The organism is Vibrio sp. L3-7 (assembly GCF_963898195.1).
GTDB lineage: Bacteria > Pseudomonadota > Gammaproteobacteria > Enterobacterales > Vibrionaceae > Vibrio > Vibrio echinoideorum.
In genome coordinates, this window is record NZ_CAWQUW010000018.1 from 41784 (window position 1) to 57807 (window position 16024).

12 protein-coding genes are annotated in these 16024 nt (G+C 44.4%); 5 read left to right on the forward strand and 7 right to left on the reverse strand.

What is annotated here, in order from left to right; all coding sequences use genetic code 11:
- Positions 1 to 55: 55 nt before the first annotated feature.
- Positions 56 to 2434: a helicase-related protein gene (locus AACW75_RS13870; RefSeq protein ID WP_145571190.1), complete on the reverse strand. Its 2379-nt coding sequence runs from the start codon at positions 2432 to 2434 to the stop codon at positions 56 to 58.
- Between the two features lie 184 nt (positions 2435 to 2618).
- Here AACW75_RS13870 and AACW75_RS13875 point away from each other — a divergent pair, with 184 nt between their 5' ends.
- The 3 genes from AACW75_RS13875 (at position 2619) to AACW75_RS13885 (ending at position 6918) form a co-directional block, all read left to right on the forward strand.
- The gene (locus tag AACW75_RS13875) at positions 2619 to 4307 is read left to right on the forward strand and encodes an NAD-dependent malic enzyme (RefSeq protein WP_004733414.1); all 1689 of its coding nucleotides are present in this window, start codon (positions 2619 to 2621) and stop codon (positions 4305 to 4307) included.
- A gap of 194 nt (positions 4308 to 4501) precedes the next feature.
- Positions 4502 to 5302, forward strand: a complete 801-nt coding sequence (locus AACW75_RS13880; RefSeq protein ID WP_102447701.1) for a SanA/YdcF family protein — start codon at positions 4502 to 4504, stop codon at positions 5300 to 5302.
- Between the two features lie 245 nt (positions 5303 to 5547).
- Positions 5548 to 6918 carry an SLC13 family permease gene (locus tag AACW75_RS13885; RefSeq protein WP_017072936.1) on the forward strand — a complete coding sequence of 457 codons (1371 nt, stop codon included), beginning with the start codon at positions 5548 to 5550 and terminating at the stop codon, positions 6916 to 6918.
- A gap of 328 nt (positions 6919 to 7246) precedes the next feature.
- Here AACW75_RS13885 and AACW75_RS13890 read toward each other — a convergent pair whose 3' ends face one another.
- Positions 7247 to 7597: a GlpM family protein gene (locus AACW75_RS13890; RefSeq protein ID WP_145571191.1), complete on the reverse strand. Its 351-nt coding sequence runs from the start codon at positions 7595 to 7597 to the stop codon at positions 7247 to 7249.
- A gap of 124 nt (positions 7598 to 7721) precedes the next feature.
- Positions 7722 to 9017 (reverse strand): GGDEF domain-containing protein, encoded by a 1296-nt coding sequence (locus AACW75_RS13895; protein ID WP_145571193.1) that lies wholly within the window; start codon positions 9015 to 9017, stop codon positions 7722 to 7724.
- A 303-nt stretch (positions 9018 to 9320) separates the two neighbouring features.
- Between AACW75_RS13895 and AACW75_RS13900 the strand changes: the two genes are divergently transcribed.
- On the forward strand, positions 9321 to 10145 hold the full coding sequence (locus AACW75_RS13900; RefSeq protein ID WP_145571195.1) for a DUF2797 domain-containing protein: 825 nt from the start codon (positions 9321 to 9323) through the stop codon (positions 10143 to 10145).
- A 240-nt stretch (positions 10146 to 10385) separates the two neighbouring features.
- Here AACW75_RS13900 and AACW75_RS13905 read toward each other — a convergent pair whose 3' ends face one another.
- A complete protein-coding gene (locus tag AACW75_RS13905; protein ID WP_145571243.1) occupies positions 10386 to 11585 on the reverse strand; it encodes a sensor domain-containing diguanylate cyclase in 1200 nt (399 codons plus the stop codon).
- 428 nt (positions 11586 to 12013) lie between these two features.
- Complete coding sequence (locus tag AACW75_RS13910) at positions 12014 to 12898, reverse strand: LysR family transcriptional regulator (protein WP_145571197.1); 885 nt, start codon at positions 12896 to 12898, stop codon at positions 12014 to 12016.
- Between the two features lie 230 nt (positions 12899 to 13128).
- Here AACW75_RS13910 and AACW75_RS13915 point away from each other — a divergent pair, with 230 nt between their 5' ends.
- Positions 13129 to 13800 carry a type 1 glutamine amidotransferase domain-containing protein gene (locus tag AACW75_RS13915; RefSeq protein ID WP_135454729.1) on the forward strand — a complete coding sequence of 224 codons (672 nt, stop codon included), beginning with the start codon at positions 13129 to 13131 and terminating at the stop codon, positions 13798 to 13800.
- A gap of 173 nt (positions 13801 to 13973) precedes the next feature.
- Here AACW75_RS13915 and AACW75_RS13920 read toward each other — a convergent pair whose 3' ends face one another.
- Together AACW75_RS13920 and AACW75_RS13925 are read right to left on the reverse strand one after the other, a co-directional pair.
- Positions 13974 to 15209, reverse strand: coding sequence for a cysteine desulfurase-like protein (locus AACW75_RS13920; protein WP_145571199.1), 1236 nt, complete (start codon positions 15207 to 15209; stop codon positions 13974 to 13976).
- Entirely contained in the window at positions 15193 to 15849 is a 657-nt protein-coding gene (locus AACW75_RS13925) for a 2OG-Fe dioxygenase family protein (RefSeq protein ID WP_004733405.1), read from the reverse strand. The genes AACW75_RS13920 and AACW75_RS13925 overlap by 17 nt, the downstream gene beginning before the upstream one ends.
- Positions 15850 to 16024: the final 175 nt, after the last annotated feature.

Here is a 16024-nt window from a genome sequence, read left to right on the forward strand (position 1 = left end):
GAAAAATCATATATGCACCTATTTGATTAATATTTTAGAGATAAAAGTTATCTATCTATTTTATATCAATAATCCGGCTCGCTTTTTTGTACTGAATACGCCAACCAGACCATGTTGGCAACTCCCAACGTTTTGGTGATAACTTTCGGCTACCCGATTGATAGTGAACGTAAATCAGCTTTCGCGCGGGCAAGTATTCTACATCGAGTTGCAAGTCGGCAAGGCTCAATGCAAACGGGTATTTTTCCGAAAATTCTGAATAAAGCCATTCTGGGATACCATCAAATGGAATGTCTGCATGGTCAAACATTTCTAGCTCGCTGACATCGGTAACCCCTAACACCTCAAGCTGTTGTATAAACCATAGTTCAAAGCTAAGTTGCTCGATCTCAGGAGTATATTTTGTTTGTTCATCGAGCCCAAGTTTTACATACAACTGCCAGTGTCTGATTTCTTGAGTACGAACCTTTGCAAAACCGGGCAATTGCGCACCATTCAACACAAGATCGACGATTGGCTTCAATGATAACTGACCTTCAGCGGCGACCAATCTAGTGGCAATCGTTCGACCTGCATACACCAAAACCATCTCAGTAAAGACGCCATCATCGTTCACAACCGTTTCACCTTGCTGCCACTCACCTAGCTCTTCTTCAACGACAAGCTCAAGAGAAATAGGCGCGGTAGTTGTGGCCAACGTCAATGTCTGCTTAACGCCTCTTCCCGGCAAGCTGTGAGTATCAAGTACCAACATCGCTTGTGCATTATCAGGGAAACGATTCTGACGGCCGAGTACTACCTCTAACACTCCATTAGCAAAGGCTTCTTTCCTCTTCAGTCGGCGCACAAACACCAATTCTGGATGTAGCTGAATGATGGTTTCAAGTAAAGCAGTACGTTGGAAACGTGACGCGACTTCTAACTGAGGAAGTTCAAACACCTCACGCATTTGCTTAGCCAATCCTTGTGCTTCATTCAATGCCTGCTGGTCGATTTCTAAATGCGGATAATCGCGACCACGAACAATCTGAATTAACAGGCTTAGATCACACCCTTCTTTCTCTTGCTGAGCTAGCGCTTCAAGATGTTCTGCATTGATCGGCAACTGATATAAGCGAGCCGGAACGGACAGCGCGGCAGTGAGATCGACCATCGCCTCTTTTAATGCTTTGGTTTTGATTCGAGTAACAATATCGGCATACAAAGCATCAATCGGCAGCGGATACAGCTTTTTGCCATGCTCGGTAATTTGATGGTCAGTATTAATAGCCTCCATCGTGATCAAGGTTTGAGTCGCGCTGTTTAATGACTTCTCAGGGATAGGGTCAAGGAAAGGCAAGCTCTCAAGCGGAGCACCACAACATGCCGCCGCAAGCATAGGTTCGGTCAGCTCTTCACGCTGCAATTCAGGTGGTGTGACTAACTCTAACGCTGCATGTTCGCCATATAGACGAACACAAATGCCATCCATGACCCTACCCGCGCGGCCAGCTCGTTGTTTGGCACTCGCTCGTGATATGGATTTAAGCATCAGTGTGGTTCTGCCGTTTCGTTGAACGGTGCGTCTTTCTAATCCTGAATCTATCACCACACCTATGTCGGGTATGGTTAGTGAGGTTTCAGCAACGTTGGTCGCCAGAATGACCTTTCTCAGGCCATTACCTTCAGTATTGATATTACGACCCGATAACGCTAAATCTCGTTCTTTTTCACAGACTGACGCATGCAACTTCACCACTTGGATATCTGGATTTTTTGCCAAGGCTTGTTCACATTGCACGATCTCTTTTTTACCCGGCAAGAAAACCAAGATATCGCCATGGGAAGCAATCAGTTGATGATTGACTTCTTCAGCGATGCGTTGCTCTAGATATCGAATATCAGGTAATGCTCTTGATTCATTCGCTCTGTGTTCAATAGCAACTTGATAAGTTCGACCTTCACAACTTATCCGACTCGCATTCAAATAATCAGCAAGACGCTCCCCTTCAATGGTGGCAGAAGTGATCACCAAGCGATGGCTCTCTTTTTGTTTGAGAATCGCCACCAGCAGATCAATGTCCCAGCGCCTCTCGTGAAACTCATCCACCACGATCACATCGAAACCGGCTAGTCCATCTTCTGACAACCAACGCAGCGCAATACCGGGAGTCGCAAAAACAATATTGGTTTGCTCGTTGTACTTCGACTCAAGCTTAATCGCATAACCAACCTTACCACCAAGCTTCTCACCCGACTGCTGTGCTAAATATTTAGCGAGTGACGTACAAGCGATTCGCCTTGGCTCCACCACGAGCACTCGCCCATGCTGAGAGGCCCAAATAGGTAGGCGTGTTGATTTGCCCGATCCGGTTTCAGCTTCGACTACAAGGTGAGAATTGGCGATTTGCTCGTGGAATACGTTTTGATAAGAATCGATAGGAAGTAATGACATAAAAAGGAGGAGTCGCGAAAAAGTGTGAGCGAAGTATAACGAATTATGGCGCTAGAATTCGATAAGTGTGGGACATGGGTAAGAATATCATTTTGTTTGCAAAGATCGGAGGGAAACTATTTACAATTGAATAACTAAACCGTTATCATTTTTCGGTTACCCTTTCTCCCATATTAGGCATCCAATGAACAACGATAAACGCCCTCTATATATCCCTTATGCTGGTCCTGCTCTACTAAGTACCCCTCTTCTAAACAAAGGCAGCGCATTCTCTGCTGAAGAGCGCAGTTCTTTCAACCTTGAAGGCTTGTTACCGGAAACGACCGAAACAATCCAAGAGCAAGTAGGACGTGCATACAAGCAATATTGTAACTTCGAAAGTGATATGGATAAGCATATCTACCTTCGTAACATCCAAGACACTAATGAAACGCTTTTTTATCGTTTAGTTCAAAACCACATTTCTGAAATGATGCCTATCATTTACACGCCAACGGTTGGCGCAGCATGTGAGAACTTCTCAAATATTTACCGTCGTGGCCGTGGTCTGTTTATCTCATATCCGAACCGCGATCGTATCGATGACCTACTGAACAATGCGACAAACCACAACGTTAAAGTTATCGTGGTTACGGATGGTGAGCGTATTCTTGGTTTGGGAGACCAAGGTATCGGTGGCATGGGTATTCCAATTGGTAAGCTAGCACTGTACACAGCTTGTGGCGGTATCAGCCCAGCTTACATGCTACCTATCGTGCTCGATGTGGGTACAAACAACCCTCAACGTCTTGCAGACCCAATGTACATGGGCTGGCGTCACCCTCGTATCACAGGTGCTGACTACGATGCATTCGTTGAAGAGTTCATCCAAGCGGTTCAACGCCGTTGGCCTGATGCATTAGTTCAGTTCGAAGATTTCGCACAAAAGAACGCAATGCCACTGCTTGAGCGTTACAAAGATCGCCTCTGTTGTTTCAACGATGACATCCAAGGCACAGCAGCCGTAACGGTTGGTTCTCTACTTGCAGCATGTAAAGCAGCAAACAGCAAACTTTCAGATCAACGCATCACCTTCTTAGGTGCCGGTTCTGCAGGTTGTGGTATTGCTGAAGCTATCATTGCTCAAATGGTGTCTGAAGGTATCAGCGATGCACAAGCACGTTCTCAAGTTTACATGGTTGACCGTTGGGGTCTGTTACAGGAAGGCATGCAAAACCTGCTTGATTTCCAACAGCGTCTCGTTCAAACCAACGAAAACACCAAAGACTGGGAAAGCGACGGCACTGGTTTCTCTCTACTAGACGTTGTTCGCCACGCGAAACCAACCGTATTAGTTGGTGTATCTGGTGCTCCAGGTCTGTTCAGCAAAGAAGTCATCAAAGAGATGAACCTACACTGTGAACGCCCTATCGTGTTCCCACTGTCTAACCCAACAAGCCGTGTTGAAGCAACTCCAAACGACATTATTCGTTGGACTGATGGCCAAGCACTGGTTGCGACAGGTAGCCCATTTGAGCCAGTAACTCATAACGGCACCACTTACCCAATCGCTCAGTGTAACAACAGCTACATCTTCCCAGGCATTGGCCTTGGTGTATTGGCTGTGAATGCGTCACGTATCACTGATGAAATGTTGATGGAATCAAGCCGTGCGCTTGCTACGTGTTCTCCACTTGCTATCAATGGTTCAGGTGCGCTACTTCCACCATTGGAAGAGATTCACACCGTATCTAAGAAGATTGCTCTTGCCGTTGGTAAGAAAGCGATTGAGCAAGGTGTTGCACTAGAGATCACTGAAGAAGCTCTTCAACAAGCGATTGACCAGCACTTCTGGCAGCCGGTTTACCGTCGCTACAAGCGTACTGCATTCTAATAAAGCGTGCTGTGCTCTGAATAAAAGCGTACTGCGCTTGGAATAAAGAGCGTTAACTACTCTTACAAGAGCCTCTGCAACTGCAGGGGCTTTTTTCTTTACACTGTCTTGTCTTTTTAACTGATTTTTCTCATTTTTATTTGGTATTATCGAGCACTCAAAAATTAATGCTCAGTCAAAGGACCATACCGAGAGTGAAATTTGATTCTCACATTATCCGTAGCTACATAAAAAAAGCTTACAAAAAACTGCAAGGTTTTCTGTTTGGCGCTTTCCTCGTGTTCTTAGTTGGCAGCGCTGCGGTTATTGCGATCGATTATTGGGTTTCATGGCAAGCGGAAGATCGCATCATCTACGATATTGATGACGTGCCCGAGCTTGAGGTCGCGGTTGTGCTTGGCACAAGCAAATATCTGGGTAGAACACTCAACGACTATTATAAGCACCGAATCGAAGCCGCGATTGAGCTGTTCGATCGTGAAAAAGTTGACCAATTTCTACTGAGTGGCGATAACGCTCATCGCTCTTACAATGAACCGTGGACGATGAAACGCGACTTGTTGAAAGCGGGTGTCCCCGATGAACGCATCAATCTAGATTACGCAGGTTTTAGAACCTTGGACTCGATTGTTCGCGCTAAAAAGATATTCGATACTGATAATTTTCTGATCATCACTCAGAAATTCCACTGTGAAAGAGCGCTCTTCATCGCCAATTCTTACGATATTCATGCGCAGTGTTTGGCGGTTTCAGGACCAACTCACCATTCGGGAACCTCAATACGTTTACGTGAAGTGTTTGCGCGCACCAAAGCATTCCTTGATCTTTATATTATGGGGACAACACCAAAGTTCCTTGGACCTAAAGAGCCGATTCAACCGAGTCCAAAACCGGAATCATTTCCGATTCCAAACCCTATTACTGACCCGACTGTAAACCCTGTTGTAGACCCTACAACAAGCCCTATTTTAGAACCAGCAGAGACTGATGTGTAGAAAACTACACATTTTGAATTTGTTGCCTCACACTTCCCCACTGTTACACAAAAACACACCAACACTCCTTTATTAACTTAAGTAACATTCCTCCAACAAAGTCTGACCCTACATCAAGTCTATATACCTCGAAGCTTTTTACTTTGAGAGCGGTATAACTTGAAAACAAGATACCTCGAAAACAATAAGCACCGCTTTTGAAGTTAGTGCACCAATAAAACGAGGATAAACAAAAGGAGCGTCTTATGACGGCACTTGTTACTACACTGAAACATTGGTTGTTTACCCGCAACAGCATGATCTTAATTGGTAATTTCTCGCTATTTGCACTCTTGCTCAATACTCTCCCTTTCGAAACCCAAGTCAATACGGGCTTAAGCATTCTCGTATTTGTTGCTATTTTATGGTTAACCGAAGCGATCCACGTCAGTATTACGGCTCTGCTCGTTCCACTTTTGGCTGTCTTGTTTGGTGTGTTTAACACGCCCGCTGCGCTGGCTAACTTTTCGAACCCAATTATTTTCCTCTTCATGGGTGGCTTTGCACTGGCAGCCGCTCTGAACAAACAAGAACTAGATAAGGCGATTGCTGACAAAGTGCTGCTGATAGCAAAAGGCAGAATGTCAGTGGCCGTGTTCATGTTATTCGGCGTGAGCGCCGGGTTATCGATGTGGATTTCGAACACCGCGACAACAGCAATGATGCTCCCTCTTGTTCTAGGTATCATGAACAAAGTTGACCAAAGTGAAGACCGTAACACCTACGTATTTGTGCTACTTGGCATCGCTTACTGTGCATCGATTGGTGGTATCGCAACCTTGGTTGGTAGCCCTCCAAACGCAATCGCTGCCGCTGAAGTTGGTTTAAGTTTCACAGAATGGATGGCGCTAGGTCTACCTATCTCAATGATCTTATTGCCAATCACGATGATTGTTTTGTACGTGATGACTAAGCCCAAGCTCGACCATAAATTCGAGCTAGACCACGCTCCTGTAGAGTGGACAAACAGCAAAAAAATCACACTGTCTATCTTCCTTTTAACCGTAACGCTTTGGATATTCGGAAAACCAATCAACGCAATGATTGGCGGTTTCTCTAAATTTGATAGCTTGGTGGCGATTGGTGCCATTGTACTGCTTGGCGCTTCAAGAGCGGTTGAATGGAAAGACGTTGAGAAGACAACGGATTGGGGTGTGCTTATCCTGTTCGGTGGCGGTATCTGTTTAAGTAACATTCTTAAAGCGACTGGCACCAGCGTATTTCTAGCACACTCACTAAGTGGCTTTTTAGAAACAGCAGGCGTACTTCTTACGATTCTAGCCGTGGTAGCGTTCGTGGTATTCCTAACGGAGTTTGCGAGTAACACAGCGAGTGCAGCCTTGCTTGTCCCTGTATTTGCAACCATTGCTGAAGCGCTGGGTATGTCACCAGTTATCTTGTCTGCACTGATTGCGATTGCCGCATCTTGTGCCTTCATGCTACCAGTCGCGACACCACCTAATGCGATTGTATTCGGCTCTGGTCATATCAAACAAAAAGAAATGATGCGAGTCGGTATGGTGTTGAACCTAGTTTGTATCCTAGTACTAACACTGTTCGCTTGGATCTTCTGGTAAGCACGAACGCCTTATAGACTGATGTTTATAGACAAGTGCTCATAGGCGAAGGCTTATAGGCAGGTGCTTATAGACAAACGTTACAGATAAGGCTCCAACTAAACTGGCTGCAGTTCCCCCGGCTCAACCAGTACAAAAATGCCCGCTCAGCGTGAAGCTATCACTCAGTTTGAAGCTATCACTCAATTTGAAACAACCACTGAGCGGGCATTCAAAAAACAATAAAACACTTTTCCCTTTTGGTGGCCCCGCGCCACCTTTTTTGTTTCTGTCTCTTAGCAGAACAACGCAGCCAACTTAATCTACAAATCCACCAGCTCAACCATGATTAAATCGCACTGGGTACTAAACGCGTCCAACCTAACAGCAGCATAGAAGCACACATAACCCAAACGACAGTGGCTAAAGAGAGCGTCGATACCAAATTGTAGCGATAACTGAACACATAAACCGCGCCAAGATAAGCCGCGTATGGTACAAGCGAGAACAAACCAAAGAGTGCCGTGGTACGTAACTCCACCATGGTTTGTTCCGTGCCAACAATGTAGTGAGCAATCAGAGCAAAGGTTGGAAACAACGGCACTAAACCTGCGATGTAAAAGCTCTTACTTTTCGACAGCAGCGCAATAAACAAAACCGCCGCGGCACCGAGCAAACATTTAAAGAACAGTGAAATCATTTTTATACGTTATCCAAGCAAATCAACAAACGCTCTAGAGGGTAAACTCATATAGCGCCCATAAAAATGCCACACGTCACATATGCACGTGTGGCTTATAAACTAACCAAAACAATTTTTTAGATTAGTGACTCAAGATCACCTGATTTCGCCCTGAATGCTTCGCTTGATACAGAGCTTCATCAGCACGAGCAATGGTCTCTGTCACTCTCTCTTGCTTCATCTCGGCAATGCCAATACTACAAGTGAGCGGGTCACCATGAACCCAAAGGTGTTGGCTAACCAAAAGCCTTATTTTCTCTGCCTTTCTTTGTGCTTCGCCAGCATCGGTTTCTGGGCAAAAAACAATAAACTCTTCCCCGCCCCAACGTACCAGTTTGTCAGTCGCACTAATCGAACTGCCAACCACCATGCTGAACTCACGTAAAATATGGTCACCCATTTGGTGTCCGTACTTATCGTTCACGCTCTTGAAGTAGTCAATATCAAGGTACAACATACTCAGCTTCACGTGCCCTTGCTTAACCTGCTGAGATTGCATCTTCAGCCAATCACGAATCGCATGTCTATTAAGAATTCCTGTCAATTCATCGCGGTGCGCCATTTCAGAGAACTCAAAATTCTGTTCTCTCAGAGCACGATTGACACTCTTTAAGTGATGATGCCTTTTCTCTGCGATCACCATACGCTTACGTGAACGGTGCAACTCTGAAAACAAGAACACGGTGCCCGTACCTACCCAGACAAACAGCAGGATCATAAATAGGCTTTCACCCGTGATATACGTACCTTCAAATTCAATACTACGGATAACAATTCGATGGTGGCCCAGCTTTGCCCCAGAGGCGGTCGCAAATTCAACCATGTTAACGTTCGAATACTCAGGAGCAGAATGTTCTAGCGCAATATCATTATCTGCAAGCCACCAAGTCATCACCTGTAAGTTGGTAATCGGTATCTCAATCACACCGCCATCCACGCCAGGCGCAAACTCCATACCATTGTACTTATGTGTGTACTCGTCATCAGGAACCGAATAAGCAGGATTATAATTACGCAGGTAAGTTCGCAAACGACCGCTAGAATCGGCCTCCGCATGGTAATCAATATTGACTCTAAAGGTGTGATACTGAGAAAGGTCAAGGCCAGTGGTAATGTCTGGGTTGATACGAATCGACAGGCCGCAATAAGGCCACGGATAGTCGGACTCTTTCAACTCACAATCGAGAATATACTGCCCATTTTTAAAGGATATTTGGGAAGTACTGACTCCTCTATCCACTTGATCGCTGGTCGCGATAAATTCATATTGATCAGGCGTAATTGCCGTTATCACTCGATTTCCGCTCACACGGTAGTACTGCACAATGGCAAGCGTTGCGATAACTAAAAAGATAACAATCTTATGGATCCACTTCACTTCAAAACTTCCAGCTTAAGGTCCCTATAGTTGGGATTTCACGATATAAAATAAGTTAAGGACACCAGTCACTTTTGAACCAACATCTCATTAAAAATCGTTATATCACGCCCGAACAAAATGTCATACTATATTTTCAAGTGCTTATTTAGGGACAATTATTCACGACGAGAATCAAGTAATATTGCGTATAAAATCAGTCTCTATTTGTTATACTCATCGCATAATCATCGTTAACCGTTGCGCCTGCTGACAGAGCGTTAGAGTCGACGAAATAATAATCAAAATATAACGAGTAATGTCATGTCTTTATTAGCAAAAGGAACACTCAAGAAAATGAGTGCTTCCCTTGATGGTGCGGTTACTTACCGTTTACCTGTAGGTGAAGAGTTTGTAGAGCTAAACCCTCTGATTGGTAAAACGATCAACCTCACTCACACCGGCAATATTTTTTGCTGTTCATGTGGAAAGAAAACCAAGAAGAGCTACTCTCAAGGCCACTGCTTTGTGTGCATGAGAAAACTGGCAAGTTGCGATATGTGCATCATGAAGCCAGAGACTTGTCACTACGATGAAGGTACGTGTCGTGAGCCTCAATGGGGCGAAGCGAACTGCATGGTTGATCACTTCGTTTACCTGTCGAACACATCAAGCCTAAAAGTGGGTATCACTCGTCATACTCAAATCCCAACGCGTTGGATCGACCAAGGTGCCACTCAAGGCTTGCCTATCTTGAAGGTAAAAACCCGTCAGATTTCTGGCCTGATTGAAGTTGAGTTAGCAAAGCACATTGCCGACAAAACTAACTGGCGCACGTTGCTGAAAGGCGACGGTGACGATATGGAGTTGGCAGAAAAAGCCAAAGAACTGTTACCATTGGTTGAGGATAAAATCCAAGAGATCAAAGCGAAATTTGGTGATGATGCTATCGAAGTTCTAAGCGAAAACATCACGTCATTGAGCTACCCAGTTGAACAGCACCCGGTGAAAATTGTCTCGCACAACTTTGATAAGAACCCTGAAGTATCTGGCGTGCTGCAAGGCATTAAAGGCCAATACCTTATCTTGGATACTGGTGTGATTAACATCCGTAAATTTGGCTCTTACGAAGTAGAAGTTTCTGCTTAATAAGCCAACGGTTTGATAAGCTCATTGTTTTGATAAGCTGACTGTTTTGATAAGCCAAAGCTAAACGGCTTTAGTCGGTGAAAGCTGAACTTATTTGATCAACGAGAGCTAGACAGCTTTGATAATCAAAAACTAAAATGCCCTCAAACGATTGCTTGAGGGCATTTTATTACCAATACGATTCTATGTTAGCCGTCTGTGTATGAGTTATGAGTATGCGAGCACACCATGCTTAGAACGCTAAGACGCGCTCACTTCTCCGCATACACAGTTCTTTCCGCTCGCTTTAGCTCTGTATAGCGATTGATCCGTTAAGTTCACAAGTGCATCGATGGAAACTTTGCGTTCGCAAGATCGGCTATCACTTACTCCAATACTAACACTCACATTAAAACGAATCTGTTCACTAACCTTGAACTGGGTTTGATTAAATTGCTGACGAATTTGATCAGAGACGACACGTGAAATTTGAGGAGATGCATTTGGAATAAAAACGATGAACTCTTCGCCGCCCCAACGCCCCGTCACACCACCCGCTTGCTCAACATTACGCTTGGTAATATCAGCCAAAGTACAAATAACATCATCGCCCGTCATATGACCGTATGTATCATTAATCGCCTTAAAATCATCGATATCAAGCAGCATACATACAACATGATTCTCTGAAGCAAGAAACGCTTTCAACCAATCGTAAATCGCTCTTCGATTAAGCAAATTCGTCATTTCATCGTAATTGGCTTGATGAACTAACTGATTTTCTAACATAACTTTTTGAGTTACATCTTCAAGCACAACCTGAATGGCAGGCTCACCTTCCCAAGTGATCGCATTATCGTAAATATTAAAGAAACGATGAACACCGTCAAAACCGATGTTTTCAACGACAGTACTCGTACCGGATAAAGCGCCAGACATGATTGCTTGATAGTGTTTCGAGATACCTGCTGTATTTTGCTGCGGTACTAAATCGAGAATGGATTCCAACGCGAGGGCTTGCTCAATAGACTCACCACCTTGTAAATCCACCCATGATTGATTAACCATCAAAGGCTTAAAATCTCGGTGAACTAAAATGCCTTGCCCGGATTGCATGATCATATCGTGAAACATCTGATCTTGTTCGCGCACAACATTTTGCAGTTGAATAGCAGGGGAAAGATCGATGACGGTAACTTGCAATGCAGGCCTTCCTTGCCACTCTGTTACATGGTCAATAGAAAACACCGTGAACTCCCGACCATTGCGGTCGACATTGACATAGGTATGTCCTTGAGGGTCTCGTTGGCCACTGACGGTTTCAAGGTAATTTTGGTACGCTAAAACATGAAAACCTTCAGGTATAAGGTCAAGAAAGCTATCGATATTAGACAGCAGTTCTTCGGGTGATTGATATCCATAGATACGAGCATAATTGGCGTCAACGCTAACTACATTCATATCTTGAATAGTTATTACACCGTACGTGGATTCGAAATTTATTGACGACATTGCCAACTCCGCACTAAAGCTATACTTCGTAAATTGGAGTATAACGACACATCCAGCCAGCGCTTCAACACAATCTATCACACGCTAGGGACATCAACATACCATCTAGTATATCGTACTGCAGTAAGCTTCTCTACAATTCAATCGCTAGTACAAGTAATGAAAAGTAGACAAGCATCTCAATCCTATTACTCGCGTCAACAAACAAAAACAAAGATAACGTTTATCAATGTAAACGTTTTCTCAAACTTGGTTTCGTTTAAACGGAAACACGCTAACCGAGAGTGATAACAACGGTTCATAGAGTGCACACCTATCTTTTAGCCGATCTGCAGTGCATACAAACACTACGCGCTTCTTCTTTAAACTCTTGCTCGTTATTCTTTCCAGTCAGAGAAGTAAGAAACGAGAAAGTCGATCGCAAGCCGTGCTCTCTGTGGCAGAAAACGACGGTTTTGATAAACGATCCAACTGCTGGTTCCTGCTCCCCAATACTCTTCTAATACAGGAAGGAGTTTTCCATTAGTTAATCCGCCGTTGAAACTGCTTTTGGGAAGGTAAACAATGCCAAGCCCCTCTTCACATGCTTTCAGTACTGCACTCGAATTATTACTGCGCCAGCGCCCATGCACTCGCACCGCATTCAACGGTTTACCCTCTTTCTCAAATAGCCACTGATCACTGTTGGCGATAATACAGCTGTGTAACTTTAACTGCTCTGGGCGAGTGGGCGTACCAAATTGATTTATATAATCTTTACTGGCTGCTGCCGCCATCGGGCGATCGACGAGCTTTCTTGCCACCAACCCTGAATCGTCCAATCGGCCATAACGAATCGCGAAATCGATGCCATCTTCGATGAAGTTAACCATCTTGGTATTGAAATTCATTTCTATGGTGAGCTCAGGATGCTCTTTAGCAAATTCCATCAGCGCCGCCGCGACATGATTCTCTGCAAACGCCCCTGCGGCACTCACTCGTAATGTGCCACTTAACTGAGTTTGTTGAGAAGTCACTTGCTCATTTGCTTGCTGAAGCCCAATGACCAGATCTTTACACTGCTGATAATAGGTGTGCCCAGACTCAGTCAAACTCACCATACGAGTAGATCGCGCAAGCAACGCCACACCCACCCTTTCCTCTAACCTTGAAACTTGTCGACTCACATGACTGGTACTGCAACCCAGTTGTTTCGCTGCCGCAGAAAACCCGTGACACTCCGCGACCGCCACAAACTCATTAATACCTTCAAAGCTATCCATACTTCACCTGTTTACATCTAGCTAATTCTCGTCTAACTAGTTTGCGTCCCACAAGTTCGCATCCCACTAGTTCAAACCCGACTCATCCATATCTTTACATTCAACTATTGCTATATAGCAATAATGTTTTGCGTATTACCTATATTATCACTCATACGATTTGCAATTAATATAACCGTATCAGCAATTCAACTATGCTTAGACAAACATCAGCCCTGAAGGAACGAATCATGAAAAAAATACTAATCCCTGTAACTAACCACGCAACATTAGGCGATACAGATCAAGCGAACGGTACTTACGCTCCTGAACTGACTCATGCATTGAAAGAGATCATTGCTGCTGGCTTTGAGTACGACATCGCTTCTATCAAGGGTGGTAAAGGTCCATTGTATGGAACCGATATTGAAAGTGATTCAGTAAACGCCGAGATCTTGGCTGATGACGACTTCCAGAACCGCATCAACAATACGATTCCTGTAAGCCAAATTAACGTAGAAAGCTACGATGCTATCTTCTACCCAGGTGGGTTCGGTTTGCTTTCAGACCTAGCAACCGACGAGCAGTTTGCTGCTATCGCGGCAAAGCACTATGAAGATGGCGGCGTGATTGCATCAGTATGTCACGGCCCAGCAGCACTGCTTCCGATTGTCCTAAGTAACGGCGAGAAGTTGCTAAGTTCGAAGTCAGTTACAGGCTTTACACGTGAAGAAGAAATCGACTTTGGCACCATCAATGACATTCCATTCCTATTGGAAGAATCTCTTGCTCGTAGTGCAGCGCGTTTCAACAAGGTTCAACCTTGGCATGAACTTGTGATTATTGATGAACGAGTGATAACAGGCCAGAACCCAACCAGTGCGCACGCAGTAGGTGCAGCTCTCGTTAAGCAATTGTCTTAGTTAAATCAAGGATTTAAGCGATTAGCGATTTTAGTCTAAATAGACTTCGCTAAACAGATTTAAGTTCATGAAACAAAAAGAGCATACTTCCTACTCAATATTATTGAGAGAAGTATGCTCTTTTCTAATTCTGTAGCTATTAAGTGCTAGTGACTTCTTGCTAATTACTTCTGCTAGTGGCTTCGCAAGATCCCTTCAAGCACATTGAACAACAAGTCGATCTCTTCAATCGAGTTGTAATGCATACAACCAATACGCACCACGCCCTGCTCTTCTATACCCAACTGCTTCACCAGCCCTAATGCGTAGAAGTGTCCGTTCCACACACAGATATTATGCTCACCCAACTTCTTGGCAATGAACTCTGGAGAGTGATCATCAAAGGTAATCGCAAACGTGGGAGTTCTTAGATTCGAATCAAACTCGGTTTTCCCATAAAGTTTTGCACCTTCAAGATCGGCCAAACGTTTAAGAAAGTACTCACTGAGTTGGCTTTCATGCTTATTATAAAGCGCGTAGCTTTGCTCTAAACGAGAACGCAGTGAATCAGCAGGTTTCCCTAACTGCGCCAAATAATCCACCGCCGCAATCACACCAGCAAGGCCTTCAAAACTTTGTGTGCCTGTTTCAAATCGACCTGGGCCGATATTGGTTGCAGGTTCAACCTTGTAAGGCTTTAAAGTATGCAGCCATTGAGGCGCAACATAAGCAATGCCCACATGCGGGCCGAAAAACTTATAAGCGGAACACGCTAAGAAATCACAATTCAGTTGCTGAACATCAATCAAATGATGCGGTGCGTAATGAACAGCATCGACATAAACCTGCGCACCATGCTGATGGGCAAGCTCGATAACTTTCGCCATATCAACAATAGAGCCTGTCGTGTTCGACGCAAACGTCACCGCGACAAGCTTGGTTTTCTCGTTAAGCAGCGACTCAAAATGCGCCAAGTCCAAACTGCAATCCGACTCATCGACGCGAACTTGACGAACAATCGCGCCTTTGTCGTCTGCCGCTTGCTGCCAGCTCGATACATTTGAGTAATGGTCTAACGCCGTGACGATAACTTCATCGCCCTCTTTCCAATCGCGGCTGATCGCTCGGCTAAGTTGGAAGGTCAACGATGTCATGTTCGCACCGAACACAACGTTGCCAGAAGACTCCGCATTGAGCAGTGCTTGCGCCGCTTCTCTTGCTTGCTGCATTAAGCTCGTGGTCTTTTGGCTAGAAAAATAGTGGCCACCTAGGTTTGAATTGAAATGCCCTAGGTATTCGGTCATTGAAGCTAAAACATTCTCAGGCACCTGAGATCCACCCGGCCCATCAAAGAAAGTGACTGGCTTGCCGTTATGATATTGGCCTAAAGCACTAAACTGTTGGCGTACATCATTAAGAGTGAAGGACATTGCGCGCATCCTTAGCTGTTAGAACAAACACATCCATATAGCCCATCTCATCGTGGTCTATGGTGCGAATCGGTTGTGCATTGTGCCAAAGCTTACTGTCTGCCAGCATCGCAACCTCGCCATCGCCTAACACCTTTCTAAAGAATGGCGCTTCATGTGAGTCTTGATACAGCATGATTTCACCACCCACAATGTTATGTCGGTTCACACCGATTAAAGCGATGTGGTCAAAACCATCTTGGTGAACACCTTCTGGAGCAACTTGTGTCTCTTCAAAAATAGCGGCAATACGAATCTGATGGATTTCGATTTCTTGCCCGTCTTCAAGTCCGTTGGTTTCAATAAACAGTTCACACATTTCTTGCATGCCTTCACTGCTTAGAATCTTCGCTTCAATCGGCTCGAACTGACGAACAACGTCACCTTGAAAGTGATTAATGTTTTCAGACTGAACAAAGTTATGTTTGTCTTGCTCAACGACTTGTCCATTACTGAATTGAACCACCGAGTATCTTCTCAATCGAAACTGGCCATCCGCATGCTCTGTGCTTGGTAGCTTAGAGAATGATGGTGACAACTCCTCAACCGCGTGGTTACTGAGGTGGGTAATATGTAGGGTATTTTCGTGAGCATGTAACATCATCGACTCCTTAATGATTGTTAATTTACTTTCGATATTTAACGTTTTGTTTACATAAAGGATACTTGAAGATCTTGTCAAATCAACATTAAACAATCATTTATCCCGTCAGATTTAATAATTCAGACACTAAATCCAATATATAAATAAAAAGCAGTGTATAACACCAGAATAA